Raw genomic sequence first — 26,816 nt, forward strand, 5'->3', positions numbered from 1 at the left:
CGATCAATGCCACCTACACTGATCCGAAGCGCGGCTGAAAAGGCTTGATGCAAGGCATCCGGGAAGGACCTATGCAGATATCAGGACAACAAAAAATACCTGCGCCGGTGACGTCGGCAGCAGTGGGCAAGGGCTGGCGAGGACAGTTCAATTTGCTGCGCTGGTTTTCCCTTGGCAGCTTTTTCATCATCGCCGCCGTTGCGCTGGGGTTGGGCTACGTTTCCACGCGCTTTGTGGTCGAGGAAAGCATCGAGCGCGATTCGATGCTGACCGCGCAGTTCGTCCAGGCCATTGGTGATGCCGAAATTCGCCATGCCGCGATTGCCCCGAACAGAACCATGGGTGAAATGCTCGATCCACGCCTGGACCACGCTTATCCCGACGTGAGTCCAGCCTCTCGCGCCGCTTCGCGCGGCGAATTTCTCGATCATGTGGAGCATCTGCCGGACATTCTGTTGGCCACGGTGTACGCCCTGGATCGCACGGTGGTGTGGTCGACCAATCCGGAGCTGATTGGGGTTCGCATCAAAGATGACGAAGAACTGGACGAATCTTTCGAAATGAAGGAACTGGTGTCCACCAGCTACCACGAAATCGATGAGGGGCGTCCCGAGCAGAGGCTGCTGCGTGAGCCTGAATACCTGTTCATCGAGAACTACATCCCGATGTTCAATGCCGACAAGAGCAAAGTGATCGCCATGGTGGAGATCTACAAAGAACCCGTGGACCTGGTGGAACGTATCCAGCGCGGTTTCAGGTCGATCTGGCTGGCAACCATCCTCGGCGGTCTGGCCATCTACCTCGGGCTGTTCTGGATTGTGCGGCGTGCGGCAATGCTGCTTCAGAGCCAGCAAAAACAACTGATCAACAATGAGACCTTTGTGGCGCTGGGGGAAATGTCCTCGGCAGTGGCTCACAGTTTGCGTAATCCGTTGGCCAACATTCGTTCCAGCGCCGAACTGGCTCAGGAAATCGCCAGCCAGAACGCGCAGAAGAACATCGGCGACATCATCAGTCAGGTCGATCGCATGTCGCGCTGGGTTCGGGAGTTGCTGGTGTCATTGCGGCCCATGAACGACGACTACGAATCGGTAGACCTGGTGCTGGTCATCGACGACACGCTGAGTGCGTTCGACGCGCAGATTAAACGCTCCGACGTGGAAGTACGGTTCGCGCCTTGCAGTTGTCCGCCGGTCGTCAGCCAACAGGTGCTGCTCACCCAAATTCTCAATAGCCTGTTTGCCAATGCCCTGGAAGCCATGCCCAAGGGCGGCCTGCTGAGTATCGACATCGAAACGCCGCAGCCCGGACTCGTGCGCATGACGCTGAGCGATACCGGCAAGGGCATGAACAAACAGCAGCAACAAATGGCCTTCAAGCCTTTTTTCACCACCAAACAAGGAGGGTTGGGCGTGGGCCTGGCCCTGGTCAAAAGAATAATGGAGCGTTTCGAAGGCTCGGTCGAATTGACCAGCCGCGAGCAGGAAGGAACCCGCGTCTGTCTCAATTTTAAAGTGGCAACGGGAGGGGTATATGGAGCACAGCATTCTGCTGGTCGAGGATGACGAACTCCTCGCCGAGAATATTCAGACCTACCTGGAGCGCAAGGACTTCGAGGTGACGGTCTGCCACTCGGCTGAGGATGCACTGGAGCAATTGGGCACTTTCGTCCCTGACGTGGTGCTGACCGATAACTCGCTGCCGGGCATGAGCGGTCACGACCTGATCCAGAAGCTGCGCATCGGCGCGCCGGATCTGAAAGTGATCATGATGACCGGTTACGGCAACGTCGAAGACGCCGTGGTGGCGATGAAAGAGGGCGCTTTCCATTACGTCACCAAACCGGTGGCCTTGCCGGAGCTCAAGCTGCTGCTGGACAAGGCCTTGGCCACCGACCGAATGGAACGCACGCTGTCGTTCTATCAGGAACGCGAAGCGCAGAAGTCAGGGGTGCAGGCATTGATTGGCGAATCGGCACCGATGCAGTACCTCAAAAGCACCATTGGCCAGTTACTCGACGCCGAACGGCGCATGGCCAATACCGATCTGCCGCCGGTGTTGGTGGAAGGCGAGACCGGTACCGGCAAAGAACTGGTGGCCCGGGCGCTGCACTTCGATGGCCCGCGTGCCAAAGGCCCGTTCATCGAATTCAACTGCGCTTCGATTCCTTCCAACCTGGTGGAGTCGGAACTGTTCGGCCATGAGAAGGGCGCTTTCACCGACGCCAAGGAACGGCGCGTCGGGCTGGTGGAAGCGGCCGATGGCGGAACGCTGTTTCTCGATGAAGTCGGCGAGATGGACCTGTTGCTGCAGGCCAAACTGCTGAAGCTGCTGGAGGACCGGACCATCCGCCGGGTGGGTTCGGTGAAGGAGCGCAAGGTCGATTTGCGGGTGATCAGCGCCACCAACTGCAACCTCGAACAAATGGTCCAGCAGGGCAAGTTCCGCCGCGACCTGTTCTTCCGTTTGCGGATCATCTCGATCAAGGTGCCGCGCCTGTATGCCCGTGGCGAAGACATCCTGTTGCTGGCCCGGCACTTCCTGGCGGTCCACGGCAAACGTTATGGCAAGCCGCACCTGCATTTCAGCGACCAGGCCGAAGCGTTGATGCTCGGTTACAGCTGGCCGGGCAATGTGCGCGAGTTGCGCAATATGCTTGAGCAAACCGTGCTGTTGGCCCAGAGCGACACCATCGCCGCCCATCAGTTGAATGTGTGCCTGAGCCTGGTGGATGAGCCGCTGGTGTTTCAGCAAGAGCCGCAATACAGCGAGCCGCGTCCGGTCTACAACGGCACCGAGTCCATGAACCTGCCGGAAGTGGAGCGCGACATGGTGCGCAAGATGCTCGACAAGACCGACTGGAACGTCACCAAGTCCGCACGACTGCTGGGCCTGAGCCGCGACATGCTGCGTTACCGGATCGAAAAACTCGGTCTCGCGCGCCCGGACAAACGCCAGTGGTAGGCCTATTGCATCACTGGCCCCTGACGGCTGAGGCACGCGAGCAGACACGTGGGGTCGAGGACTTCTTCGTTCACGTAGACACCGCGTTCCTGATCGTAAGAGCGGATGAATACGCGAACAGTGGCATCTGCTACCGTCGGCAATCTTGAGTCGTAGAACTCATGCTGGCTCGAAATGGGGATGAAATCCTGGGGGGCGGTCGGGATGTAGGACCCGGGGGGCACCGCGTTCAGGGACGGAGGCACGGGGTGAGCAAAGGGTTGGTCGGCTCCGTAATAGTTGAACTCACTGCTGTAATCGCTGGTGGGAGTCAGGCTGTCGTCTGCGTGAGCACCGGTTGTGGCGGTCAGGCAGAGGGCAAACAGTAGCGTCAAATCGGTTTTTTTCATGGCGACACCTGCGAAATCGGTTTTTCCCGCATTTCCCCAAGGTCATTAACTATAGCTGCCGTACGGGGACGCGTTCGCGATGCCCGGATTACAAGATTTCAACAAAGACTGAATGGGGTTTTTCGAAACCCTGATCTAGACTCGTGCCGGTCAATCAAGACCCCAGTCTGGAGCGCGCAATGGAAATGCCGACAAAAGAAAAGGCCATCGCCAGCAACCGCGATGCCTGGAATGATTCCGCCCGACACCACAAAGACACCCCTGAATGGCAGGCCCGTTTGACGGCTGTTGGTAATGGGGATTTTTGCTGCCTGGACGACACCCTCCGAGGTTTGCTGGAGCACGTGGGTGTCGACGGCAAGGACGTCGTCCAATTGGGCTGCAACAACGGGCGCGAAAGTATCTCGCTGTTTGCGTTGGGGGCCCACCGCGTCGTGGGCGTCGACCAGTCCAAGGCCTTCCTCGATCAGGCGCGGGAACTGGCGTCACGCTCGCCCCATGCGCCTGAGTTCATCGAGGCCGACATCCACCGTCTACCGAGTGAACTGCACGAGCATTTCGACGTCGCCCTGATCACCATCGGCGTCTTGAACTGGATGCCGGATATTGGCGAATTCTTCCGCCATGTCGCACAAACCCTCAAGCCCGGTGGCAGCCTGGTGGTGTACGAAACCCACCCTTTCCTGGAAATGTTCGACCCCGAGTCAGCCGATCCGTATCGGCCGGACAGCTCGTACTTTCGCAGTGAACCCTTCGTGCAGGATCAGCCGATCGTCTACGAAGGCAAAGTCGACCAGCAGGCGCCTTCGTCCTACTGGTTCGTCCACACCCTGGGCGCCATCTTCACGGGGGCGATCGACGCCGGATTGCAGGTCAGCCACTTCAAGGAGTACCCGCATTCCAACCGCGAGGAACTCTATGATCGGTATGAACAGCAAACGGCGCAGTTGCCGTTGTGTTTTACGTGGGTGGCGGTGAAGCGAGCAGCCTAGCCAGAAGAGACTCTCAGTGAGTCGAGTGATTGACCGAATGACCCGGCTGCGCGCAGAGATCAATGCCAAGGGCATGTACAACCTTTAGAACCGTATCGAAACGTGGTTTTGCACCGGGTGCGAAGGCCTTGTACAGGCTTTCGCGGCCCATACCCGAATCCTTGGCTATTTGTGTCATTCCACGCGCTTTCACCACGTAGCCAATAGCGCGAAGAAATTCTTCGTTGTCGCCGTCTGCGAGCACTTGCGAAAGGTACTCGCTGATGGCTTCGTCACTGTCCAGCAGAGCCGCCATATCGAAAGTAGTCAAAGTCTGGCTCATGTTTAAACCTCCTTTGCCAATTTTTTCGCCCGCCTGATGTCGGCGGTTTGCGGTTTGTTGAATAAGATAATTCATTGCTCAAATGTATCCAAATGGATACGAATGAACAGTCAGACGTTTCCTTGGTCATGTATGTTTTTTCCCTAAAGTGTGTGGGCTATGGGGTGTCTGAGCCCGCCTATTCGCGGTGCGGCTGCCGTCCGCTATCCTTGCTCCACGCACATCGAACGGTTTTCCCCAATGCTTACGGTCCAAGGCGTCTTCAAAAGCTACGCCACTCCTCAGGGCCCATTACCGGTTCTGCAAGGTGTCGACCTCACCTTGAAACCCGGCAGCAGCCTGGCGTTGATGGGTGAGTCGGGCAGTGGCAAAAGCACTTTGCTGCACCTGATTGCCGGGCTCGACAAGGTCGATCGCGGCAGCATCCGCAGCGGCGAACATCGGCTGGAGCAGATGAGCGAAGGGCAACTGGCGAACTGGCGGCGGACCGAAATTGGCCTGGTGTTTCAGCAGTTCAACCTGATCGGCAGTTTGCGCGTGGAGGACAATCTGGCATTCCAGGCGCGACTGGCGGGGCGGCATGATCCGCGCTGGCAGGCGCATCTGGTGCAACGTCTGGGGTTGGGGGATTTGCTGCGGCGTTATCCGGAGCAGCTGTCCGGCGGCCAGCAGCAACGGGTCGCGTTGGGCCGGGCCCTGGCGTCACAGCCAAAACTGCTGCTGGCCGACGAACCCACCGGCAGCCTCGATGAAGCCACCAGCGATGAGGTCTTGAAGCTATTGTTGGAGTTGCTCGATGACAGTCCCACCACCTTATTGATGGTCACTCACAGCCCGAGGGTTGCCGCGCGGCTGGCAGAAAAAGTGGTGCTCCAGGGTGGCCGTCTGGCTGGCGCGGACGAGCGCTGAGGTGCGGGTCTTTCGCGAGACGCTGCGGGCGCTGCTCAGTCATTGGCGGCAGCATCCGGTGCAGTTTTTCAGTGTGCTGACCGGGCTCTGGCTCGCCACCAGCCTGCTGACCGGCGTGCAGGCGCTGAACAGTCAGGCGCGTGAAAGTTATGCCCGGGCCAGTCAGTTGATCGGCGGCGAACCCCAGGCCAGCCTCAGTGCGCCCAGCGGCGCGACCTTTTCCCAGCAAGTGTTTGTCGACCTGCGCCGTGCGGGGTGGCCGGTGTCGCCGGTCCTGCAAGGTCGGGTGACGCTCAAGGGCCATGACGATCAGCGCTTGCAGCTGATGGGGATCGAGCCGGTGTCGCTGCCCGCGGGTTCCGCAGTGGCCGGGCAGGCGTTGGCGATTGAGCAGATTGTCGAGTTTTTCAGCCCGCCGGGCAGTACCTGGATTTCGCCGCAGACGTTGCAGGCACTGGGTCTGCACGAGGGCGAACGCCCGGTAAGTTTGAGTGGCCAGGCCTTGCCGCCGCTGCATGCCCAATCCGATATGGCTCCCGGTGTGTTGCTGGTGGACATCGGCTTCGCCCAGCAGATTCTCGGCCTGCCGGATCAGCTGTCGCGCCTGCTGCTGCCAAAGGGTTTCACCGCGACCCTGCCTGATCAATTCAAGGGACAACTGCAGTTCAAGACCAGCGACGAAGAGAACAATTTGTCGCGCCTGACCGAGAGTTTTCACTTAAACCTCGACGCTCTGGGTTTTCTGTCATTCGTGGTCGGCCTGTTCATCGTCCACGCCGCGATCGGCCTGGCGCTGGAACAACGCCGTGGCTTGCTCAGAACCCTGCGTGCCTGTGGCGTCAGTGCGCGAATGCTGATTACCTGTCTGGCGGTTGAATTGGGTGGCCTGGCGTTGATCGGCGGACTGGCCGGGGTCGTCAGCGGCTACCTGCTGGCCAGCGTGCTGTTGCCGGACGTCGCCGCCAGTCTGCGCGGGTTATACGGCGCCGAAATGGCGGGGCAGTTGAGCCTCAGTCTGTGGTGGTGGCTCAGCGGCGTCGGGCTGAGCCTGTTCGGTGCGTTGTTGGCCGGTGCCAACAGTTTGTTAAGGGCAGCGCGCCTGCCTTTGCTGGCGCTGGCCGACCCGCAAGCCTGGCATCAGGCTCACGCGCGCTGGTTGCGGCGCCAGGGTTGGGTCGCTGTGATTGCCGCGGTGGTCGCGCTGCTGGCGTTGATCTTTGGCGACAGCCTGAGCAGTGGCTTCGTGCTGATGGCGGCACTGTTGATCGGCGCCGCACTGGCGTTGCCGGTGGTGCTCAACATTGTGTTGAACCTGGTGCTGCAACGCAGTCGCTCGGTGCTCGGCCAATGGTTTCTCGCCGACTGCCGTCAGCAACTGCCGGCCCTGAGCCTGGCGCTGATGGCGCTGTTGTTGGCACTGGCGGCGAACATTGGTGCGGGCAGCATGACGGCCGGTTTTCGCCAGACCTTCAGCGATTGGCTCGAGCAACGCCTGACCGCCGAACTGTACGTTAATCCGCGAAATCCGGCCCAGGCCAGAGAGCTGCAAACCTGGCTCAAGCAGCAACCCGGACTCACGGCAGTGCTGCCCAGCTGGCAAGTGTCGATTCAGTTGCAAGGCTGGCCGGCGGAGGTCTTCGGCGTGATCGATCACCCGACGTATCGCCAGCATTGGCCGCTGCTGGAAGCCTTGGGCGACAACCCTTGGGACCGACTGGCCAAGGACGATGCTGTGATGCTCAGCGAGCAACTGGCCCGTCGGCTGAAGGTGCGTCTGGGCGATCACCTGACGATTCCCACGCCGAACGGCGCCTGGTCGCCACGGATCGTCGGCATCTACGCCGATTACGGCAATCCCAAGGGCCACATTCTGGTCAACGTCAACCATCTGCTGCGCGGCTGGCCGCAGCTGACACCCAGCCGTTTCAACCTGCGCATCGACCCGCCGTTGATCCCCGCGTTCCTGACCACGCTGCAAACACGCTTTTCTTTGGAGGACAGCCGCATCGTCGACCAGGCCCGGCTCAAGGGTTGGTCCACACAAGTGTTCGAACGCACCTTTGCCGCGACCGCCGCGCTCAACAGCCTGACCCTCTGCGTGGCGGGCGTGGCGCTGTTCATCAGCCTGTTGACCCAAAGTCAGAGCCGCCTCGGGCAGCTCGCACCCCTGTGGGCGCTGGGTGTGACTCGCCGACAATTGATGCTGCTCAATCTCGGGCAGACCTGGTTGCTGGCGGTGCTGACCCTGGTGCTGGCGTTGCCATTGGGGATCGCGCTGGCGTGGTGCCTGGACACGGTGATCAACGTCCAGGCCTTCGGCTGGCGCTTGCCGCTGCGGGTGTTTCCGATGCAGCTGTTGCAGTTGATGGGGTTGGCGCTGCTGGCGACGTTACTGGCGTCGGCGTGGCCGCTGTACTCGCTGTATCGCTCGCAACCGGCGGATCTGCTGAGGACGTTTGCTCATGAAGATTAAGCTCGGTGTGTTGCTCTTGGCTTTATTGGGCGGGTGCGATAACTCGGTGCCGGTTGAAAAAGGCTTCGCGGGTCTGGGCAATCAGGCCACCGCGTTTACGCCGGTGGTGCCCGGGCGGGTGTTCAGCTTTCCGGCGGATCACGGTCCTCATGACGGTTTTCGAATTGAATGGTGGTACGTCACAGCCAACCTCAAGGACGATCAGGGTCAAGAGTTCGGCGCGCAGTGGACGCTGTTTCGCAGCGCCTTGAAAGCTACACCCGAGCAGTCTGGCTGGAGCAATCAAACTATCTGGCTTGGCCACGCGGCCGTGACCTCGGCGACAGTGCATCACGCCGCCGAGCGCTATGCCCGTGGTGGCGTGGGTCAGGCTGGCGTAAGCCTCGCGCCGTTCAACGCGTGGATCGATGATTGGCGTTTCAGCAGTCAGGGTTCCGATCCTCTGGCGGACCTTCAACTCAGCGCCCGGGACAAGGATTTTGGCTATCAACTGCGGCTGACCTCCACACGTCCGCTGGTGCTTCAGGGCGACAAAGGCTTCAGTCAGAAATCCGAACAAGGGCAGGCGTCGTACTACTACAGTCAGCCATTTTTTCAGGCCCGCGGCACACTGGAAATCGACGGCAAAACGTATCAAGTCAGCGGTCCGGCCTGGCTCGACCGCGAATGGAGCAGCCAGCCCCTGACCGCCAACCAGACGGGCTGGGACTGGTTCTCCCTGCACCTGGACAGCGGCGAACAGGTGATGCTCTACCGCATGCGGCAGAAGGACGGCGCGCCTTACCTCACCGGCACCTGGGTCGACGCTCAGGGCCAGACGCAGTTGCTGAACGCCGCCGACATCAGCCTCACACCGCAAGACACCGCCAACGTCGCCGGACGATCGATGCCGGTGCGTTGGTCGATCAAAATTCCCGACAAACACCTCGACATCACAATCAGCGCCCTCAATCCCAACGCGTGGATGACTTTGCGCATTCCCTATTGGGAAGGGCCGGTGCAACTGAGCGGCAGCCACGGTGGGCAGGGTTATCTGGAAATGACCGGGTATTGAGTCGGAACTCTCGGTTGGGCGACAGCCTCCTAAGTTAAGACACCGGTACACAGGAGCCCGCCATGAGCGACGACCTCAAACCACCTGACCTTGCCTCGTGGCAACGCCTTTTCGACGACAAGGCCTACTGGCAGCAGTCCCCCGACGCCCATTACACCGAACTGCTGCGGGTGGCCGATGACTTGCTGGGGCAGGGCGCCATCGACCTGGAACAGTGGCAAGCCCTGAAAGCCAAGGCCGATCAATCCCATAAAGACTCGCCTGCCGTGAACGTCGCCCATGAGGTTGACGATCCCGAAGCTTGAGGAGAACTTACATGAAACCGACAACCCCCACTGAGCACCCTGACGAACCTCGGCCACCGGGTGAAGTCGAGCGCGACAACGACGCCCTGCGCCCGACCGATCCGACCCGACGCAAGGAGAGCGGCAAGGGCACAGACAGCGGCGAATCCACCGCACAGGAAACGGCAAAAACGCCCTGATCAGCGCCATTGCTTATCTGCACAGAGGGCGCTGGCTTGGGGGGCAGCGCTCTTTCCGGCTGGTCAGCCAACAACCATCAACGTCGAAAAACCTGTAGTTCAGAAGAAACTGAAGGATCTGAAAGTAGGGCAGCGCATTGTGGTGACCTATACCGATACATTGAAAGTGACCAGTCAGTACGGAAGTTGCGTAATAGCTCTATATACATTGATTATTATTGTACAAGTTTTGGTACAAGAATAATCAATTTGATGGTCGGATCGGTTAGTTCAAGTAGCTTGTTAAAATAGTATTTGGGCCGACATTTAATCAATGTTGTTTCGATAAATTCATGTTTATATACGCGGACATATTCGAAAACTTCAATTAAAATACTTCCCGTTCGCCCAGTGTCAGGGCTCTTTGCCGGTGCATGGATTGCCAGGCCATTACACTGGGCGAACACCTTCTCGACGTGCGATACGCACTTGCAGCAATACGTTAAGATGCGCGGTATTTTGCAGATCAAGGAAGAAAACGGCTACCGTTCTGACGCGGATGAAACCACTCTCCCTCTACCCCCCCGGCGCCCTACTGGCTTCGCGTGTGGCAAAAAAGACTGTTCCGGCAAGTGGCCTGGCGCTTCTCCCGCAAGCATTACGCAGTTTCGGTGAGCGCCGTCTCCCGATTACCATTTCGCTACCTCAAGCACACCTCCAAACTGATCCGCAAACTCGGCAACTCCGATCTCGCCCTGCAGCACAACAAAGTCATCAACCTGAAACTGGCGGTGGCCAGCATCGACGGCGTCGTCATCGCACCCGGAGAATACTTTTCCTTCTGCCGCTTGGTGGGCCGACCCACCCGTCAACGCGGCTATGTCGAAGGAATGGAGCTGTCATTTGGTGAAGCCCGCAGCGGCATTGGCGGAGAAATTTGCCAACTGAGCAACCTGATTCACTGGATCGCGATTCACTCACCATTGGTCGTGGTTGAGCGGTCGAGCCACAGCTTCGATCCCTTTCCTGACGAAGGGCGGGTGCTTCCATTCGGCTCTGGTGCAGCGATCTTTTACAACTATATTGACCTGGTGTTGCATAACCCGACCGATCGCCATTTTCAGTTGAAGCTCAATGTCGCCGAGCAACAGTTGGAAGGGGAGTTGTTGTGCGATCAGGTGAGGGAGTTTCGGTATCACGTTTATCAACTTGGGCATCGGTTTGTGCGAGGCGGTGGGCGGGTTTTTCGCGAGAACGAGATATGGCGGGAGGTCAGGAGCAAGGGGCAGGAGAGTCAGGTGTTGAAGAGTGAGCGGCTTTATAAGAATCGGGTGGTGGTTAAGTATGAGGTTGAGGAAAGTTTACTGACCTGAAGTGCATAAAAAAACGGGCGATCATTGGGTCGTCCTTTTTTTTAACGCAAAGCCGTGCAAAAGCGCGCCATCGTCATAGAGGCATCGGCTTGAGATCTGCGCAGATCATAAGTATTCGACATGGCTCAAACGATCCAGGCTGTCCCCTAAATAGAATGAAAACGGTCGTCCAAGCGCTTCGCCTTTCTTGGCACATAATGCCTCCATCCCGCTTTGGTCTGTGCGACCAAGTTGACCCGGATGTATCGTCTGTTCTCCGATAGAGCCAAATTCAAGTGCTATCTGGTCGACCACCATCCACGTTCTGCGATTATCGCGAGTGGTAATAGACGTCGAGGGTGAAACGTTGACCAAGCCGCTGTGAATCGCGTTCATCAGCGCTGGATCCTGAAAGCGCCAGTGAGCGCTCACCTTGGCGGGGCGTTCGGTGGTGGTCAGTAGCGTCACGAACGCGTTTTCACGGGTCTTCAAATTCGGTTCATAAGCCGTGATTCGTAAGGCAGGGTTGGGTAAAAGATTGGCGGACAGCTGGCATTTAACTTCGTCCCCAATGCCATATTTGAAAGCGCTCGCCATCTTTTGAAAGCCATCGCCCCAAATGCCTGCCAACTTGCTGGTGAGCTCGATTTTCGGTTGTATATCGAGAATAAAATCAACGGTTCTGACCTGCTCCCGCTCAGGTGCGTCCCCCTTTTCCTCGGCGAGATCGAGACTTAGTTTTCGCGAGCTGGCCTTGCGAGCCTGGATGACCTCATCAAATACCGCGCGCAGCATGTTGCGTTGATCGTCGCTGAGCGAACTATCGGCCAAGCGTAGCAGGATCAATTTGTCTTGATCTTTAACCCGCTCCAGCACCACCGCGTCGGGATCAATGCCACGCGCTGAAACGGCGTCGAAAATCAGTTTTTTGTATTTTTCATGGACCAGGGTATCGGTGTATCGAGGCCCGGAAGCAGGATCCGAGCGCACCGTGTCCGGGAAGTGCAAGGTGGCGAAGTCTTCTTTGCAGCCGCTCAGCAACAAGGTCAATGTGAGCAAGTAAGGTTTGAGGAAATTCATGACTGTTCCGCTAATGGGTGTTAGTTGACGGTGAAATACTCAATGAAACTTCGCCCCTGAGCGAAGGCTTTCTCGATCTCGATACTTTGCTCTTTCAACGCGGCGCTCGGTTTGGCCCATTGCTCAGACGGTAAAGGTTTGGACCACTCAGCAATAGATGCAGGTAGAGATTTCATGCTGAAACGGTGATCCCATTCCGCTACCCAGTACGGAAAACGCCACCAAGTGATCAGGTGTGTCAGGTACCACCAACCGTTCGTTGTGCTGGTATTCCTCGTGCATGTCCTGTCGTTCTTGATCGAAAGTGTGGCGACCCTCGTATGGTGCTTTACCAGGGCAAAACTCTGGTCCTTTTTCAATGTAGACACGTATGGCTTCCCATTTGCCTAGTCCATGAACAGGAGTCATGACCTCCTGTGTAAGAAAGTGCACCGTATCGGCCTTGGGATTATCTATGGCCATGCTAAAGGTGTAGCTACTGATTACGCCTACCCCGGTGAATCCGGTGCTGACTGAGATCCACGCAACCGTGTCTTCCCAAGGCTGGATCACGGGTTCGTCGGAGCCATTCGGGAAGTAACAGACCTCTCGGCGTTGACGGTTAAATCGGATGGGGCGGGCGCGGGCTTTGCTTCTTGTGGTGCTGATAATCGCGTACAGGCCAATCAGCGCTGCTCCCCCTCCACACCAGAGCGCTAGTGATATTCCGAACTCAAAAAAATCGTTGAAGTAAAACCAAAAGCTTCTGCCGAATGGATTTATGAATGCTGCGAAGCCCATCAAGGCTGGGAGAACAAATAGACAAACAATAACTACGACTGTAGGGAGTGACACAGCTAATCGTGCTTGGAAAGACTTGGTGAGATTGCTGCTACCCAAGTCCAGGTAGGTGTCGTTGACTTCAACAAAACTTCCGCCGAGATCCATTGGGATTTGCCCGGTAGGAACAGGTAGAGGTGAAAGGAACAATGCTTCACCAGTGGGGAAGCGACGAGTTTCCCCAGCGACGGGGCGCAGCTGTCGAATATCGAACTCGTCGTACTGCGGAGGGGTAGGTGTCATGCAGGATAACCATAAAGTGCATCTCCGGCATGAGGTAGTCGATTATATTTATGCATCCGGCATTTTTCAAGGTAGTTGTCGCGTCAACCGTTCAACTATGCCGCTCTTTTCTCGTCCTGCTGCTCCCGATCCGGATTCAGCATCACCGCTCCTATCGGCTCCCAGTTCCGCGTCTGGCCTGACCAACGTTCCGGGCTTTTCTTGCGCGCTCGCTGGTACAGTTCATGCCGCCGCGCCAGGATCTGGTGGTCCAGCCCTCGATGCCGCTCAGCCGGTGTCACGAAGCGGATCCGGCTATGCCGGTGCTCGTTGTTGTACCAACGCATAAAATCTCTCACCCAAGCGCGTGCGGCGTCCAAGCTGGCAAAACCCTCCTGCGGCCATTGCGGGCAATATTTCAGTGTTCTAAACAGCGACTCCGAGTACGGATTGTCGTTGCTCACTCGCGGTCGGCCACGGGACGGCGTGATGCCCAGGTCGTACATCTTGCTCAACAGCGTCAGCGATTTCATCGGCGCACCATTGTCCGAGTGCAGCACCAGCGGCTCGCGTAAACACTGCTCGCCGATCACGCTGCGTTGCAGCAGCGCAGCGGCTTTTTCGCCGCTTTCTTCTTCGTAAACTTCCCAGCCCACGGCCTTGCGGCTGTAAATATCTTCGATCAAATACAGGTAGTAGTACTTGCCGCGTATCGGCGACGGCAAATACGTGATGTCCCACGACCACACCTGATTGGGCGCTTTGGCGACATGCGTCGTCGGTGCCGCATGCCGTCTGGGTCGCTGGCTACGGCCCCGATGATGTTGCTGACCGGCTGCACGCAGGATGCGATAAAACGTCGCTTCCGACGCCAGATAACGCCCCTCGTCAGCCAGCCTCGGTACGATCTGACTCGGCGGCAAATGGGCATACGCAGGGCTGTTACACAGGGTCACGATCGCTTGTCGTTCGATCTCGCTCAACGCATTACGTGGCGTGGGCCGCACGGTGGTTGTGCGGGCATCGGCTTGAACATCCTCACTCTGCGTCCATCGCTGCAAGGTTCTGAGCGACAGCCCCACCTCCTGGCACGCTCTGATTTTTCGAGCACCGGCCACGATGGCTTCGATCAACCAAGCCACCAACAACTGCCGTTCCGGCAAAGAGGTCAGGTGTCCTCGTTGTCGATCCCCCAGTAATCGTTGAGCTTTTTTCGCAGCACCAACAACGCGGCGGTCTCGGCCAGCGCCTTGTCTTTACGCAGCAGTTCGCGCTCAAGTTGCTGAATACGTTTCTTGTCCTTGCGAGATTGTTCGCGGTCGACCTTTTGTTGGTTCTGAACACTCTGCTGCCCCGTGATACAGGCTTGGCGCCAGGCGCTGACGTGTTCGGGGTACAGACCTTTTCGTCGGCAGTACTCACCCAGTTCGAGCTGCGACAGACCGGCGGTTTCAAGGACGACAGCGAACCGGGCTTCAGCAGACCAGTTCTCGGGGAGTGGCTTGTCTTCAGGCACTGCGCTTCCTTCAGAACTGACCTTCTTGCGCCAGTTGGACAAAGACATTTCGCTAACCCCTTCACGCCGGGAAACCTCGGCCATCGTCAGGCTCAGCGGGGGAAGCAGCATCTTGAGTAATGCGGCTTTGCGTTCAGGTGAATAGTACGGCACGACCAGTCTCTTTCCGCCCCCGATATGCTTTTTCAGGAAAATTCGGAGAGGCGACAACTATCCTGACACCGGGGGCATCAAGGACGCGACTCATCGTTTCCATTCAATTATTTATCGATTCTTCTGTCTTGATTTCATTTAGGTTCGCCTTGAAGTAGGTCATGAAATCTTGTCCCTGAGCAAAAGCCTTTTCGATCTTGGCGCTTTGCTCTTTCAAGGCTTGGCTCGGCTTGGCCCACTGCTCAGTCGGTAGAGATTTTGACCACTCAGCAATGGAATCAGGTAGAGATTTCATGCTGAAACGATGGTCCCACTCTGCTACCCAGTACGGAAAACGCCACCAGGTGATCAGGTGTGTCAGGTACCACCAGCCAACCCCGAAAGCGGAACGTTCGTTGTGTTGGTGCTCCTCATGCATGTCTTGTCGTTCTTTATCGAAGGTGCCACGGCCTTCGTATGGTGCTTTGCCAGGGCAGAACTCTGGACCTTTTTCCATATAGACACGTATGGCTTCCCACTTACCCAAGCCATGAGCAGGAGTCATCACGCCTTGTCTCACAAAATGCACTACGTCAGCTTTGGAATCGTCGAACGCCATACCAAAGGTATAAGCGCTTGTTACTCCTACTCCAGTAACACCTGTACTGATTGAAAGCCAAGATACTGTCTCTTCCCATGGTTGAATGACGGGGACGTCAGAACCTTCGGGAAAGAAACAGACTTCACGACGTTGGCGGTTGAATCGAATAGGACGGGTGCGCGACTTTGCTCTGGTAGTGCTCAAGATAACGTAAGTACCCAGGAGCGCAGCTATTCCTCCTCCCCAAATACTAAAGGTCACACCGAAATTGAGCATGCCTGCCGCTCTGTCCCAAAAGGACTCGGAAAAAGGATTTCCCCAGGTAGTAGTTCCTGCAAGCAAAGGCAGAACAATCAGGCATGAAAAAATGAACATCATACCGAGCCCAATCATTGCCCTGGATTGGAAAGCCTTGCCGAAATTACTACTGCCTACGTCAAGGAATGTGTCATTAACCTCAACAAAGCTTCCGCCAAAATCCATGGGGGTTTGCCTGGTGGGCACCGGCAGTGGCGACAAAAATAGAGCCTCTCCAGTGGCAAAACGACGAGTTTCACCAACGATAGGTCGTTGCTTTTGTATATCGAACTCGTCGTACTGCGGAGAGGTAGGTGTCACGCAGAAAGCCATAAAGTTTGTTCAGTTCTATTCAATTATTTGTTGATTCTTCTGCCTTGGTTTCGTTTAGGTTGGCCTTAAAGTACGCCATGAAATCCTGTCCTTGAGTAAAGGCCTTTTCGATCTTCATGGTTTGCTCTTTCAGAGCGGCGCTTGGTTTGGCCCATTGTTCAGAAGGCAAAGGTTTGGACCATTCGGCAATGGATTCAGGTAGAGATTTCATGCTGAAACGATGATCCCATTCTGCTACCCAGTACGGAAAGCGCCACAAAGTGATTGCATGAGAAAAATACCACCAGCCAACGCTCAGAGCGGAACGCTCGTTGTGTTGGTACTCCTCGTGCATATTTGCACGTTGTTGATCGAAAGTATGGCGACCCTCGTAAGGTGCTTTATTCGGGCAGTATTGCGGTCCCTTTTCCATGTAGAGGCGGATCGCTTCCCACTTGCCCAAACCATGAGTTGGGGTCATTACACCTTGGTTTACAAAATGCACGGTATCGGCTTTAAGATCGTCGAAAGCCATGCCGAATGTATAAGTGCTCATGACGCCTACACCGGTAACACCAGTGCTGACCGAGAGCCAGGACACCATCCCTTCCCATGGCTGAATCACAGGCTCATCAGACCCGTCCGCGAAAAAACAGACCTCACGGCGTTGCCTGTTGAAGCGTATAGGGCGGGCTTGAGATTTTTTTCTTGTCGTGCTTATGACGACGTACAAACCAAGGGCCGCGAACGCTGTTCCTCCCCATCCTGAAATATATAAACCCGACTCAAAGAACTCGCTGAAATACCAAGAGAAATCACGGCCAAATGGATTGTTGAAGGTCGAAAAGCCCATGATCGTCGGTAAAACTAATAGACAGGCAATTATAAAACCCATACAAAGGCCGATCATCGCTCTTGCCTGAAATGCCTTGCCAAAGTTGGTGCTACCTACATCGAGATAGGTCTCATTGACCTCGATGAAGCTACCCCCCAGATCCATTGGAGTGCTACCCGTAGGTACGGGAAGTGGAGAAAAGAAAACAGCCTCTCCAGTCGCAAAACTACGAGTTTCACCGGATGCAGGTCTTTTTTTGTTCAGTCCAAGCATATCGTCGCGAGGTGATTGGTTCTGTAAAGGCATCAAATTTTACCGAGGCGTTGGGTGGAGCCAGGCACGTTGAGAAGATCAGTAGTCACGAGCAATGATGGCGCACTGGCATTGCGGACGCGTAGCGCGGGAATAGAAGGAATCGTTTTTTCTTTCCCTGCATTAAGTGTCATGGTCTGAAAGTATTTCTCTCGGATTGCGCTATTTCCAGCGAGAGGATGATAGCGCAGTTTAATAGCTAACCCGTGCATCGCATTAGCTTCGTGTTGAAAAATCTCAAGACCCATTTTAAGTGGTGCGTCGGGAGTGCTGAGAAGATTTAGTTGATATGCCATCGGCTCGGTCCATGGTTCCCAATTGTAATGGGGTGAGTTATTGAGCCAGTATGCCTCTAGTTCGAAACTTACGTGGTCTAACTCACTAGTCGTGATGCCCGGAATACTAATCACAGCCATTGGTTGGCCATTAATATTTTTTAAGCCTACTTGAGGTGCCGCAGTAATGTCTGCCAATTGCAGGCGATCCTCTTCCAGTGGGCGCTGCAGACTTTTTTTACCCCATGCACCTTGCTGTAACCATTTGTCCAATTCTGACTTGTTGTAATGGTTGTAGATCCACTCACCGCCGAGCTGCAAAATAGTGAGTCCAAGTCCGATCAAATTTGCGCGAGCTGCCACGCTTAGGACTCTGCCACCTGCTGTTGCCCACGCAACTGCTCTCGCTTCGCTGATTTTTGAAGCGGCCTCGTACATGTATTGGCCGGTACGAACCGTTGCCCAGCCATTAACTGCAAGTTGTCCAGAATCTCCAACAAGTGTCATAGAGGCACCAGCCAGTTTGCCTCCGTCACCTGATCTTAACGCTTCTGTCCATTTGACAACTGAACCTTTCTCTCCATACAAGCTAGTTGCTGCGGCTGACGCTCCAAATCCATACGCGGCTAACCCCAATCCACCTGTGAGTCTGCCAAAGCGCGCCGCCAATTTGATTTTTCCGGCCGCACTTGAGTAATTACGTTGCGCTGCTGTTAAGGTCGTTATCGATATCCCTTGAGCCGCAGCAAATATCCCGCCTAGCATCGAGAAAAATGAGTTGGTTACTGCTAGCTTGTCAGAAAAATCAGCATCTTTTTTTCGAGAGAACTCCGACTGTACAGTTAGAAAGCTCATGATTTGAACTACCATAACCGCAGACGCAAAAATATCTCCACCTGCCGATTTGAATATATCTTTTCCAAGACCTTTCAATTTGTCTGGGCGGTTCAATCGATAGTCTTCTGCCATACGATGGAACTCGACCTCTTGTGCGCTGGTCAGGCCCTTAATCTTTAATCCGACTTTGCTGGGCCCTTCACCAACGAGCCTCATAGCGGAAGCAATGCTTGCTTCCAGAGGAGGTAGCATCTGCTGAATGGATTTACGTTGTGCAATCAATGCACGATGACTGCCTTTAGGTGCTTTACCTTTACGCTCATTCGCCAGCATCTGCCTGATTTCGTTTTTTAGCGAAGCCATTTTCTTACGAATCTCGCCGGCTTTTTCTGAATCGGCTTTGTACGCTCGAGCTTGTTCCGCCGACGCGAACTCCAAGGTCATCCCTTCTTTGCCGAAGGTTCTTAATACGTCAATCCACGCGGCTCCGGGAATATGGCGTAGAACTTTCGCTGGATCAATGGGCTGGCCACTGCGCACGCTTTGCATGGCCTCTTCAAGGGCGTTCGCTAATCGAAGTTGTTTGGCAGGTTCGTATACAGTACTTCTTGTTTGGTCGAAAGTTATGCCATCTTCGCTGAGGTTCATTGCTGCAGGAAGGTCTTGATTCAATAGTTTTTTGAACTCGACACTAAGATCCTTTATTCCCTTGTAGTCACCAGTGGAAAGAGGGATGTCGCGTACGGTTTTTACAATCGAACTCATCTTCGCGTAAAAATCTTTTTGATCTGTAAGGCTCAGAGTGAAGAATGTAGGTACTGTAAAGCTGGGTTGTTTTTCGATTAGCTCTGCGATCGCGTCAGTCGCCTTGTCTGTTCGGCAAATATCTTTCAAGCATGCATATTCAGTGGCTAGAGATGTTTCTATCTGATTAGATAGCTTAGAGTCGAAATACCAGGCGGAGCGATGGAAGCGTTTTTCGCTTGCTAATTTGACTCGGTCATCTGTGATCAAGTCCAACCGCCTGTTCCAGCGGCTGAGTTGAGTTCGTTGCTGTTTCAGGAAGGCTTCCATAGCGGGACGATCAATTAGGTCATTGATACCGTCTTGCCCCATTTTTGCGCCATCTAACGCGTCATCTGCATTGTCGTCAATGGAATCGATCAAGTCTTCGTACTTAGCGTACAAAGCCCCAAGGCTTGTGCGCATACGCAACTTTGAAGCTACGACAGCACCACGCTGTGTGCCCGCACCTGAATAATGAGTTTGGTTTTTGATGTTGACGTAATCGACGATGGATTGTCGCTGTTCTTCGGTGGTTTCGTCCTTGAGTTCGGCAAAACGCGGATCGCCTTGAGCGGCTTTAAGGATCGAATCGCCGGTTACCCTATATAGCGACTCGATATAACAGCCAAACACATACTTCTTTTGATTCGCCTCAGCGTCACTCCAGTCACTGATCCAGCCAGTGACCAAATCCTGATGCTCGGCGAGATCGCGCAGCACGCCCAAGTCATCCTGTATGACCACATACAGATGGTCACGCTCGTTTTCTGCCTTGACCTGTTTTTTCAGCGCGCCCAGCTGAGTCTTTTTGAAGTGCGACACTTGCTCCCAGAGATAGTCTTTGCTTTCCTCAGGCTTGGCACCTGTAACCGCCGGCTCTTTACTCGGCTGCTCCGCAACCTCCGCAATCCATTTTTCCGCCTGACTTGGCGTCAACAGATTAGCCGCACCTTTCTCCGGATCAACCTTGGTCAGGTCCACTGCCTGCATGAAGTATTCACGCTCGGATTTGTGCTTGATGACCTGCGTGCATTTGGCGGCGGTCCATTGCACTTCGGAGTAATTGACGTAGAGCTTGCTCAAACGCGGGAAGACCAGCACGGCTTCGCCCACGTTGCTTTCGCGTTTGTTGGCGGTGATTTCGCCTTTTTCCCACAGCAGTTGGGTCACGATGCCATTCTGAACACGGTATTCGTGCATGACGGCTTGAGGTTTTTTGTCGACGATGACGTAGAGCCAGCCATCGCGGATCAAGCGAATGCCCAGTGGACGTGAAGTGGTTTTGTACGGCATCGCCAGTGCGCTGGACGGGTCGAGTCGCTCGACCAAACCATAGCGTAGGGGGATGAGCTGAATTTTGGCTTTCATCAGGGGGCAGCCGCCCATGGCGCACTTGCCATCGTCTCGGCTCTTTGCGACGTTGTTCGGGCTTTTGCCGGCCGATGTTGGCGTGGTCATCCTTGGCTCCTGTTGAAGGTTTCAGCCCGTTCCTGAGCGATATCAGCGACGCGTTCGAGTCGCTGAGCGGGCGTTTGTTCCGATGGGGTTTTGAGTATTGCATCCAGGTCTGGATGTTCTTCCAGCGTTCTTTCGCCGAGGAACCCGTGAATGTTGGCGTAGAGCGTGATATCGAGTTCGGTGTTGAAGCCTCGATCATACGAAGTCGAAGCCAATGCATGCAGGTGTTCCCAGCGTTGCAGAGGCGTCGCTTGCGCCTGATAGGACGGGAAGTATTCGTGCATGTGTTCGTCGAGTCGAAGGACGATGCTGCGAAAATTCACTTCATCAAGTTGGCTCAGTTGCTCGTCGCTCAAGCGGTAGAGTTTTCTGTAGTTCGGCTCGGGGGGCTTGCCCGGTCGCTGGTTTACATGCCAGCAGCCCAGCGCCGCATCGGCGGTGACGATCTGTACGCAAGGGCCGAACAGGGTCGGATCCTTGACGGTATCCGCATGGGCGAGCAACGCATGAGTCACAGCAGGGTCGGCTATGCGCAATAGAACTTCTTCGCCTTGCGGGTGCATCACGCTGGTGAGCCAACGGAAGTGCGCGACCATGTGATCCCAGGGCTGATCGCTGAAAACAAGGTGGCCCCATTCTTGAGAGGACGCGTTGAGGAACCGCATCAGGATCGGATTGTTCTGTGTTTTTATCTGGACGAGGCACGGAGAAACATCACCCAGTTCGGCCCACCGTGTACCGAGGTAGAGCGGTTCGAACACCAGGTTATCTGACCATTGATACAGATGCTGTGGAAGTTTCTCGACGCTGACACCATCCAGCAGCAAACCTACCGTGCCATTCCATGGCAGGCCTTGCGGTAGGCCATTCTCTAGCGTCCACTGGGACTTAAGCATTTTGCGCCTCCAGCTTGGCTTTCTCGCAAATCGCGCAAATAGGCTTCTTCTGCATCAACGCCTGCCGCTGTGCCGGCACCAACAACTCTCCAGCCTTGTCTGCATCCGCCTGCTTCAACGGCCCAGGCATCAGTGGCGCGGCGCCGCTCCCGCTGCCCGGACTGCCGCCGGAGTTCATGTTGATCACCGGGCCGCTCAGGGTCACGCCGCTGCCGTCGATCTTGATGAAGCTGCCGCCGCCCTTTAGGGTGAGTTCGCTGCCGGCTTCGAGCACGACTTTCATGCCGCTGCTCAGGTGGATTTCCTGGCCGGCTTCGATGAATTGGCCGGTGCCGACTTTGATGTGCTGGTTGACGCCCACGGTCAGGTGGTCGTTGGCGCGGGTTTCGACTTTGCGGTCGGCGTAGACGGTGTGGTGTTCTTCGGCCTTGAATTCGCTGTAGCTGTTTTGCTCGACGGTGTCATGGCGTTCGTTGCCGACGCGGATTTTCTGATCGTGCTCGACGTTCTCGTCCCAGTCGCGCTGGGCGTGCAGGAAGATCTGTTCCTGGCCTTTCTTGTCTTCGATGCGCAACTCGTTGAAGCCAGCGCCGCCCGGCGAGCTCAGGGTTTTGAAGGTGCTGCGGGTTTTGTTTGCCGGCAGGGCGTACGGGACGACGTTTTCCTTGTGGTACAGGCAGCCGCTGATCAGCGGTTGGTCGGGGTCACCTTCGAGAAAGCTGACGAGCACTTCCATGCCGATGCGCGGGATGGCGACGCCGCCGTAGTGGGCGCCGGCCCAGGCGGAGGAGACGCGCAGCCAGCAGCTGGTTTTATCATCGGCCTGGCCTTCGCGGTCCCAGTGGAATTGCACTTTGACGCGACCGTACTGGTCGCAGTGGATCTCTTCGCCCTTGGGTCCGGTGACCACGGCGCTCTGGCTGCCGAGGATCCGTGGTTTGGGGTGGTGCAGCGGCGGGCGGTTCGGCACGTCCCATGGGGTGGCCTGGAAACGATTGCGATAGCCCTGGTGGAAGTCGTCCTTCAACGCCGTGGTGTTGCTGGTGACCGACTCTTCCAGCACTTGCGGCTGTTTGCCTTCGTGGAGGATTTCGGTCAGCAGCCACAGGTCGTTCCATTTAGGCTTAGGGTGTTGGGTCAGGGCCAGGAAGTGGCCGCTGACCAGCAACGGCTGATCGCTTTTGCCTTCGACCAGCTGGAAGTCGCTGCGGTGACGTTCGAGAGCGCGTTTGGCCAGGTGCTTGCCGCGTTCGCGGTCGATGAAACGGCCGGGGTAGTCGTAGTCTTCGAGGTCGGGCAGGGCGTCGCCGCGGTTTTCGCTTTCCAGGGTCAGGCGCGGTTTTTCGAAGTCGTAGTCGCGGCGGGTGGTGCGACTGGTGCGGGTTTCCAGGCGCAGGTCGAAGCGCTTGATCACCGGGTCGTTGGCGACCATGCCGGAATCTTGCTGATAGGCCACGGGCGCGAGTTTCGGGAACACCGTCTGGTCATCGCCGAACACCAGCTTGTGCGCCGTGGCGCTGTGCTGGAAGTGGTAGTGGATACCTTCTTCCTCGCACAGGCGCTGGATGAACTGCAGGTCCGATTCATCGTACTGAACGCAGTAGATGCGCTCTGGATAAATCGCCCCGACTTTGAATTCGTAGGCATTGCTTTGGATGCCGTGCTCTTCGAGGACACTGCCGATGATTTTCGGCACGTTAAGGTTCTGGAAGATGCGTTGGTTGATGCGGTGCGCCAGGTAGGACAGTTGCGGACGCAGGGTCACCGCGTAGCGGGTCAGGCGTTTGCCGGAATCACCCTGGGCGGCGCGATAGATCTGGCCATGGATGCCGCTGCCGTCAGGCGAGAGCTGCAGAAAGGCCGGTTTGTGCAGCAGGGTCTCGAGGTCCAGGGACGGCTGTTCACTGACCAGCTCCACCTCAAACACAAAAGGCTGGCTGATGGCTTCCCGACCTCGCAGGGAAAGAACCTGGAGATCGTTATCCAGACCTTCGATAGTCAGGGCAAAGTGAGTCTGATTGGCCGGCGCGAACATCCCTTGTTCCTCGTGCAGTGCTGCGGCGTAAACCAATACCCGATCAAAGGATCAGCAGACGCAAAATTCTGGAAAGGCGTAAACAACATCGACCAGCAGAGCTGGCCGATGCGTGAAGCGGTCAGCCGCGATTAAGCGACCGGCTGACGCCAGTCATCGGAACCCGAAGTACCGGATACTTCGTGGGTCCAGGTGATTTTGCGGTAGGTGAATTGCACTTCTTCCAGGTGCGTGAAGTGGGAGTTCGACGGATCCTGGCAGTTGTGCATTTTGTTGTTGATGGCGACGATGATCGCGTCTTCCAGTTTGGTGGTGTAGTAGTGCTCTTGGGTACCTTGAGCCGAGGTGCGGTACCACTGGATAACGATTTCGCTCATGCGCTCGCCGGAGGTCAGAGCCGCCTGCAGCAGTGGCGAAGCCTTGTCGTAGACCTTGGTGATCACGACTGGCTTGTGTACGCGCTGACCGGTCGGTTGGCCGGACTGCGGGTCACGCGGGATGATCACGTCGTGGCTGAACGCCTGAACCATGACCTGGTCTTCGTGGCCTTCCTGGTAGGTGTTGCCAACCGAGTCGGCAGTGAACGCGCCGGCAGTGATCAGACCTTGTTTCTCGCCGGTGACGGACATATACGCTGGTGTAGCCATGGATGCTCTCCTTGCTAAATAGTGAGGGTGCCCGGGAGGCGGTATCGCCCGGTGGGTGCCTGACTGTTATCAAGGTCCGTGCCAGAAACGGTGAATGCTATATAAATCAAATGGTTGAGAGGTTATTCAGCGTTCGCGGAGAATTTTTGGCAGAGATCGCCGGTGAATGTGCGCAAGAAGTTGCGCAGTACTGCGCAACTTCTTGCGCACTTGGCTAGAGCGCCTGACGGGCGGGGCGATCAGCGCCCCGGGCAGGGCTTTCGCAGCGATGAGTGCGCAACTTCTTGCGCATCAAGGCGGTTAGCCATCATCCGGTGACCAATCGTCTTATTGGCCGAAAACCTTTAGCAGAACCGTTAGGGTGACAGGTGCAACGAACACTGCAGCCTGGAGGTCAAACTCAAGCGCCGAGATGAATGAACATCTGCGAACTCAAGGAGCACGACATGAAAATCCTGATGGTTCTAACGTCCCACGATCAATTGGGTAACACGGGTAAGAAAACCGGCTTCTGGCTGGAAGAATTTGCCGCACCGTATTTCGCCTTCAAGGACGCCGGCGCTCAGTTGACCCTAGCCTCGCCCAAGGGCGGCCAACCACCGCTGGACCCAAAAAGCGACGAGCCGGACGCGCAAACGGCGGCCACCGAGCGCTTTCGCAAAGACTCCGCCGCCCAGTCCGCATTAGCGTCTACTGCTTTGCTGAGCAGTGCGAGAGCTGAAGATTACGATGCGATTTTCTACCCAGGCGGCCATGGCCCTCTGTGGGATTTGACCGAAGACAAAGTTTCGATCGCGCTGATAGAGGCGTTTTTCAAGGCGGGCAAACCGGTCGCGGCCGTCTGCCACGCACCGGGTGTGTTGCGTGACGCCAAGGGTGCGGACGGCCAGCCGCTGGTCAAAGGCAAGCGCGTGACCGGCTTCACCAACTCTGAGGAAGAGGCTGTGCAACTGACGGACGTCGTGCCGTTTTTGGTGGAGGACATGCTGCAGGAGAAGGGGGGGATTTATTCCAAGGAGGCGGATTGGGCGAGTTATGTGGTCACGGATGGGATGCTGATAACCGGTCAGAATCCTGCATCGTCCGAGGCTGCCGCTGAGGCGTTGTTGGCGAAGCTGAAATAGGATCAAAAGATCGTCCGAACGCGGCCCGAGCCTGCGGCAGCTCCTACAGGAGTTCGCGTTCCCATGTAGGAGCTGCCGCAGGCTGCGATCTTTTCAACGTGTCATCGTGTAATAGCGGCAAAACATTCCTCGATCGAGCGCCGCTGCGTCTCGGCATACAACGCCAGCTCATCAATCGTCGATCGCCCCAGCGCCTTCTCGAACACTTCCCGGTTCGAATGCACGCCATAGTGAGTTTGTGCCGCATCTCCCAGGTTCGACTGAAAAATGCCCGCTGCGCTGACTGGCAGGAAATCTTCGTACACCAACGGTTCAACCTGCAAATACCCGCCGCTGAGCAGATCTTCCAGCGACAACGATTTCAGCTCGTCGGCCCCCAAACCTTTTTCCGTGACGAAGTAGCGAAAGTACGCCAGTTCCTGTTGGCGCATGCCTTCGTAGGTGTCAGGAAATTCGCTGAAATGCTGCGCCATCAGCGCGTTGTAACGTGCGGCATTGCCCTCATTGGGGAAGTCCTTGAGTTCGTCTCGGGCCGCATTGAGCAAGCGGTCGTAAAGCGTCCGGCCCTTGGGGGTGAGTGCGGCGCCGCGTTGCTCGATTTCGCCGAAACGAGCGCTGTGGCTGCCGCGAGTCTCGGCTTGATCGGTGAAGGAGACAGGCTCGTCCAGGGCTTTGAAACTGGTCTGGCGCAGCAGAATCGGGCACTGACGGCGGGGCGGGCCTTCGATCACCGCTTTGGGGGTGATGCCGTGGGCAGGCATTTGCGCCTGGACGATGTCGATGTCCAGGGTGCGCGGCGTCAGGTGGTTGATATGCGGGCCGGTGAACGCCACCACGTCGGCGATCAGACGATGCTGGGCGATCAGTTTGCGGTACTGCTCGGCGGTGACGGTGGCGCTGTGGTGCCAGCGGAACGTTTCCAGCGCCTGCTCGACGAAGTGCTCGGCTTCTTGTTCGGTGAGGCCGCCCTGGGTTTCGGCGCGATCGATGAGGGTCAGCGCGGAGGGCGTGAAGATCGAACGCTTATCCAGCACCGACTGGGCGAACGCTCGCAGTTCCAGGTCGTCGATCAGTTCCAGGCGCAGCAGTGAGGTGAAGACCCGGAACGGGCTGACTTGCAACGCCGCCTCATGCACCGCGCGAAAAGCCGTGGAGTGCACCGGCACGCCGGCCGGGGTCAGGTCGTAATAACCCACCGGCTGCATGCCCATCACCGCAAACAGCCGGGCGAGGGTCGCCAGCTCATCGGCGGTGCCGACACGAATCGCGCCATGCCGTTCCAGGTCCAGGCGCTGGATTTCGCCGGTGCTGTTCAGCTGTCGGGCGATCTGCGGATCGCTGTCCAGCACATGGCGGTTGGTCTGTTCCACCAGTTCCATCAGCGTGCCGTACAGGGGCACTTCTTCGCGGTACATGTCGGACATCGCTTTGGAGAAGCGTTGGCGGATCAGGTCAGGGCTGATGAAGTTCGGGTGGCTCATGAAAAATTCCTGGTGCGGTGACGTAAAGGATGCGGGAAAAGATCGCAGCCTTGCGCGGCGCCGACAAACGAAGAATCTTACGAACTTCATTCTGCAAAGGACTGCTGGTTGTAGCAGCTGTCGAGCCTGCGAGGCTGCGTTCGGCTGCGCAGCAGTCGTGAAATTATCCACCTCGGTGTGTCAGGTGGACCATATCGCCAGGGTTTACGACTGCTTCGCAGCCGAACGCAGCC

At 56.5% G+C, this 26,816-nt stretch carries 21 protein-coding genes and 2 pseudogenes; 11 read left to right on the forward strand and 12 right to left on the reverse strand.

Annotation, left to right across the window (positions count from 1 at the left end):
• Positions 1-71: 71 nt before the first annotated feature.
• A complete protein-coding gene (locus tag ACYZTX_RS13350; protein ID WP_462034429.1) occupies positions 72-1,565 on the forward strand; it encodes a sensor histidine kinase in 1,494 nt (497 codons plus the stop codon).
• Positions 1,534-2,964, forward strand: coding sequence for a sigma-54-dependent transcriptional regulator (locus ACYZTX_RS13355; protein WP_462034430.1), 1,431 nt, complete (start codon positions 1,534-1,536; stop codon positions 2,962-2,964). The genes ACYZTX_RS13350 and ACYZTX_RS13355 overlap by 32 nt, the downstream gene beginning before the upstream one ends.
• 2 nt (positions 2,965-2,966) lie before the next feature.
• Here the strand turns inward: ACYZTX_RS13355 and ACYZTX_RS13360 are convergent, their stop codons facing one another.
• A complete protein-coding gene (locus ACYZTX_RS13360) occupies positions 2,967-3,353 on the reverse strand; it encodes a hypothetical protein (protein WP_462034431.1) in 387 nt (128 codons plus the stop codon).
• A 179-nt stretch (positions 3,354-3,532) separates the two neighbouring features.
• Between ACYZTX_RS13360 and ACYZTX_RS13365 the strand changes: the two genes are divergently transcribed.
• Complete coding sequence (locus ACYZTX_RS13365) at positions 3,533-4,345, forward strand: class I SAM-dependent methyltransferase (protein WP_462034432.1); 813 nt, start codon at positions 3,533-3,535, stop codon at positions 4,343-4,345.
• A gap of 13 nt (positions 4,346-4,358) precedes the next feature.
• On the opposite strand, the gene ACYZTX_RS13370 is transcribed toward ACYZTX_RS13365, so the two are convergent.
• Positions 4,359-4,667, reverse strand: coding sequence for an addiction module antidote protein (locus ACYZTX_RS13370; protein ID WP_462034433.1), 309 nt, complete (start codon positions 4,665-4,667; stop codon positions 4,359-4,361).
• 240 nt (positions 4,668-4,907) lie between these two features.
• On the opposite strand from ACYZTX_RS13370, the gene ACYZTX_RS13375 reads away from it, so the two are divergent.
• The 7 genes and pseudogenes from ACYZTX_RS13375 (at position 4,908) to ACYZTX_RS13405 (ending at position 10,939) form a co-directional block, all read left to right on the forward strand.
• Positions 4,908-5,576, forward strand: coding sequence for an ABC transporter ATP-binding protein (locus ACYZTX_RS13375; RefSeq protein ID WP_462034434.1), 669 nt, complete (start codon positions 4,908-4,910; stop codon positions 5,574-5,576).
• A gap of 1 nt (position 5,577) precedes the next feature.
• A complete protein-coding gene (locus ACYZTX_RS13380; protein WP_462037033.1) occupies positions 5,578-8,049 on the forward strand; it encodes an ABC transporter permease in 2,472 nt (823 codons plus the stop codon).
• Positions 8,039-9,103 (forward strand): lipocalin-like domain-containing protein, encoded by a 1,065-nt coding sequence (locus ACYZTX_RS13385; RefSeq protein ID WP_462034435.1) that lies wholly within the window; start codon positions 8,039-8,041, stop codon positions 9,101-9,103. Before ACYZTX_RS13380 ends, ACYZTX_RS13385 begins: the two co-directional genes overlap by 11 nt.
• 62 nt (positions 9,104-9,165) lie before the next feature.
• Complete coding sequence (locus ACYZTX_RS13390) at positions 9,166-9,408, forward strand: hypothetical protein (RefSeq protein ID WP_282381232.1); 243 nt, start codon at positions 9,166-9,168, stop codon at positions 9,406-9,408.
• An 11-nt stretch (positions 9,409-9,419) separates the two neighbouring features.
• Positions 9,420-9,587: a hypothetical protein gene (locus tag ACYZTX_RS13395; protein WP_170206238.1), complete on the forward strand. Its 168-nt coding sequence runs from the start codon at positions 9,420-9,422 to the stop codon at positions 9,585-9,587.
• A 55-nt stretch (positions 9,588-9,642) separates the two neighbouring features.
• Positions 9,643-9,831, forward strand: a pseudogene (locus ACYZTX_RS13400) (hypothetical protein); the annotation flags it as partial.
• A gap of 294 nt (positions 9,832-10,125) precedes the next feature.
• Positions 10,126-10,939, forward strand: a pseudogene (locus tag ACYZTX_RS13405) (VanW family protein).
• A gap of 105 nt (positions 10,940-11,044) precedes the next feature.
• Here the strand turns inward: ACYZTX_RS13405 and ACYZTX_RS13410 are convergent.
• The 9 genes from ACYZTX_RS13410 to ACYZTX_RS13450 form a co-directional block, all read right to left on the reverse strand.
• Positions 11,045-11,998 carry a hypothetical protein gene (locus ACYZTX_RS13410; protein WP_462034436.1) on the reverse strand — a complete coding sequence of 318 codons (954 nt, stop codon included), beginning with the start codon at positions 11,996-11,998 and terminating at the stop codon, positions 11,045-11,047.
• A 147-nt stretch (positions 11,999-12,145) separates the two neighbouring features.
• Complete coding sequence (locus tag ACYZTX_RS13415; RefSeq protein ID WP_462034437.1) at positions 12,146-13,060, reverse strand: DUF6708 domain-containing protein; 915 nt, start codon at positions 13,058-13,060, stop codon at positions 12,146-12,148.
• Positions 13,061-13,155: 95 nt separating this feature from the next.
• A protein-coding gene (locus ACYZTX_RS13420; RefSeq protein ID WP_462033692.1) for an IS3 family transposase occupies positions 13,156-14,708 on the reverse strand; the annotation gives its coding sequence in 2 pieces (ribosomal slippage) (positions 13,156-14,246 and positions 14,246-14,708; 1,554 coding nt in all).
• Positions 14,709-14,811: 103 nt separating this feature from the next.
• A complete protein-coding gene (locus ACYZTX_RS13425) occupies positions 14,812-15,918 on the reverse strand; it encodes a DUF6708 domain-containing protein (protein ID WP_462034438.1) in 1,107 nt (368 codons plus the stop codon).
• Positions 15,919-15,937: 19 nt separating this feature from the next.
• Positions 15,938-17,038, reverse strand: a complete 1,101-nt coding sequence (locus ACYZTX_RS13430; protein WP_462034439.1) for a DUF6708 domain-containing protein — start codon at positions 17,036-17,038, stop codon at positions 15,938-15,940.
• Positions 17,038-20,400 (reverse strand): toxin VasX, encoded by a 3,363-nt coding sequence (locus tag ACYZTX_RS13435; RefSeq protein ID WP_462034440.1) that lies wholly within the window; start codon positions 20,398-20,400, stop codon positions 17,038-17,040. Before ACYZTX_RS13435 ends, ACYZTX_RS13430 begins: the two co-directional genes overlap by 1 nt.
• Complete coding sequence (locus ACYZTX_RS13440; RefSeq protein ID WP_462034441.1) at positions 20,397-21,296, reverse strand: DUF4123 domain-containing protein; 900 nt, start codon at positions 21,294-21,296, stop codon at positions 20,397-20,399. Before ACYZTX_RS13440 ends, ACYZTX_RS13435 begins: the two co-directional genes overlap by 4 nt.
• Complete coding sequence (locus tag ACYZTX_RS13445) at positions 21,289-23,331, reverse strand: type VI secretion system Vgr family protein (protein ID WP_462034442.1); 2,043 nt, start codon at positions 23,329-23,331, stop codon at positions 21,289-21,291. Before ACYZTX_RS13445 ends, ACYZTX_RS13440 begins: the two co-directional genes overlap by 8 nt.
• Before the next feature lie 131 nt (positions 23,332-23,462).
• Positions 23,463-23,978, reverse strand: a complete 516-nt coding sequence (locus ACYZTX_RS13450) for an Hcp family type VI secretion system effector (RefSeq protein ID WP_054051032.1) — start codon at positions 23,976-23,978, stop codon at positions 23,463-23,465.
• A gap of 446 nt (positions 23,979-24,424) precedes the next feature.
• Between ACYZTX_RS13450 and ACYZTX_RS13455 the strand changes: the two genes are divergently transcribed.
• Entirely contained in the window at positions 24,425-25,102 is a 678-nt protein-coding gene (locus tag ACYZTX_RS13455; RefSeq protein ID WP_462034443.1) for a type 1 glutamine amidotransferase domain-containing protein, read from the forward strand.
• Between the two features lie 101 nt (positions 25,103-25,203).
• Here ACYZTX_RS13455 and hglS read toward each other — a convergent pair whose 3' ends face one another.
• On the reverse strand, positions 25,204-26,583 hold the full coding sequence (gene hglS / locus ACYZTX_RS13460) for a 2-oxoadipate dioxygenase/decarboxylase HglS (protein ID WP_462034444.1): 1,380 nt from the start codon (positions 26,581-26,583) through the stop codon (positions 25,204-25,206).
• Positions 26,584-26,816: the final 233 nt, after the last annotated feature.

The sequence above is a fragment of the Pseudomonas sp. MDT1-17 genome (assembly GCF_054898105.1).

What these genes read in the sequence shown, in the direction of transcription:
- ACYZTX_RS13455 (WP_462034443.1), top strand. Translation starts at nt 24,425, where the DNA reads ATGAAAATCCTGATGGTTCTAACGTCCCACGATCAATTGGGTAACACG.
- ACYZTX_RS13415 (WP_462034437.1), bottom strand. Translation starts at nt 13,060, where the DNA reads ATGACACCTACCCCTCCGCAGTACGACGAGTTCGATATTCGACAGCTG.
- ACYZTX_RS13350 (WP_462034429.1), top strand. Translation starts at nt 72, where the DNA reads ATGCAGATATCAGGACAACAAAAAATACCTGCGCCGGTGACGTCGGCA.
- ACYZTX_RS13430 (WP_462034439.1), bottom strand. Translation starts at nt 17,038, where the DNA reads ATGCCTTTACAGAACCAATCACCTCGCGACGATATGCTTGGACTGAAC.
- ACYZTX_RS13410 (WP_462034436.1), bottom strand. Translation starts at nt 11,998, where the DNA reads ATGAATTTCCTCAAACCTTACTTGCTCACATTGACCTTGTTGCTGAGC.
- ACYZTX_RS13365 (WP_462034432.1), top strand. Translation starts at nt 3,533, where the DNA reads ATGGAAATGCCGACAAAAGAAAAGGCCATCGCCAGCAACCGCGATGCC.
- ACYZTX_RS13440 (WP_462034441.1), bottom strand. Translation starts at nt 21,296, where the DNA reads ATGCTTAAGTCCCAGTGGACGCTAGAGAATGGCCTACCGCAAGGCCTG.
- ACYZTX_RS13360 (WP_462034431.1), bottom strand. Translation starts at nt 3,353, where the DNA reads ATGAAAAAAACCGATTTGACGCTACTGTTTGCCCTCTGCCTGACCGCC.
- ACYZTX_RS13425 (WP_462034438.1), bottom strand. Translation starts at nt 15,918, where the DNA reads ATGGCTTTCTGCGTGACACCTACCTCTCCGCAGTACGACGAGTTCGAT.
- ACYZTX_RS13355 (WP_462034430.1), top strand. Translation starts at nt 1,534, where the DNA reads ATGGAGCACAGCATTCTGCTGGTCGAGGATGACGAACTCCTCGCCGAG.
- ACYZTX_RS13390 (WP_282381232.1), top strand. Translation starts at nt 9,166, where the DNA reads ATGAGCGACGACCTCAAACCACCTGACCTTGCCTCGTGGCAACGCCTT.
- ACYZTX_RS13450 (WP_054051032.1), bottom strand. Translation starts at nt 23,978, where the DNA reads ATGGCTACACCAGCGTATATGTCCGTCACCGGCGAGAAACAAGGTCTG.
- ACYZTX_RS13395 (WP_170206238.1), top strand. Translation starts at nt 9,420, where the DNA reads ATGAAACCGACAACCCCCACTGAGCACCCTGACGAACCTCGGCCACCG.
- ACYZTX_RS13445 (WP_462034442.1), bottom strand. Translation starts at nt 23,331, where the DNA reads ATGTTCGCGCCGGCCAATCAGACTCACTTTGCCCTGACTATCGAAGGT.
- ACYZTX_RS13435 (WP_462034440.1), bottom strand. Translation starts at nt 20,400, where the DNA reads ATGACCACGCCAACATCGGCCGGCAAAAGCCCGAACAACGTCGCAAAG.
- ACYZTX_RS13375 (WP_462034434.1), top strand. Translation starts at nt 4,908, where the DNA reads ATGCTTACGGTCCAAGGCGTCTTCAAAAGCTACGCCACTCCTCAGGGC.
- ACYZTX_RS13385 (WP_462034435.1), top strand. Translation starts at nt 8,039, where the DNA reads ATGAAGATTAAGCTCGGTGTGTTGCTCTTGGCTTTATTGGGCGGGTGC.
- hglS (WP_462034444.1), bottom strand. Translation starts at nt 26,583, where the DNA reads ATGAGCCACCCGAACTTCATCAGCCCTGACCTGATCCGCCAACGCTTC.
- ACYZTX_RS13370 (WP_462034433.1), bottom strand. Translation starts at nt 4,667, where the DNA reads ATGAGCCAGACTTTGACTACTTTCGATATGGCGGCTCTGCTGGACAGT.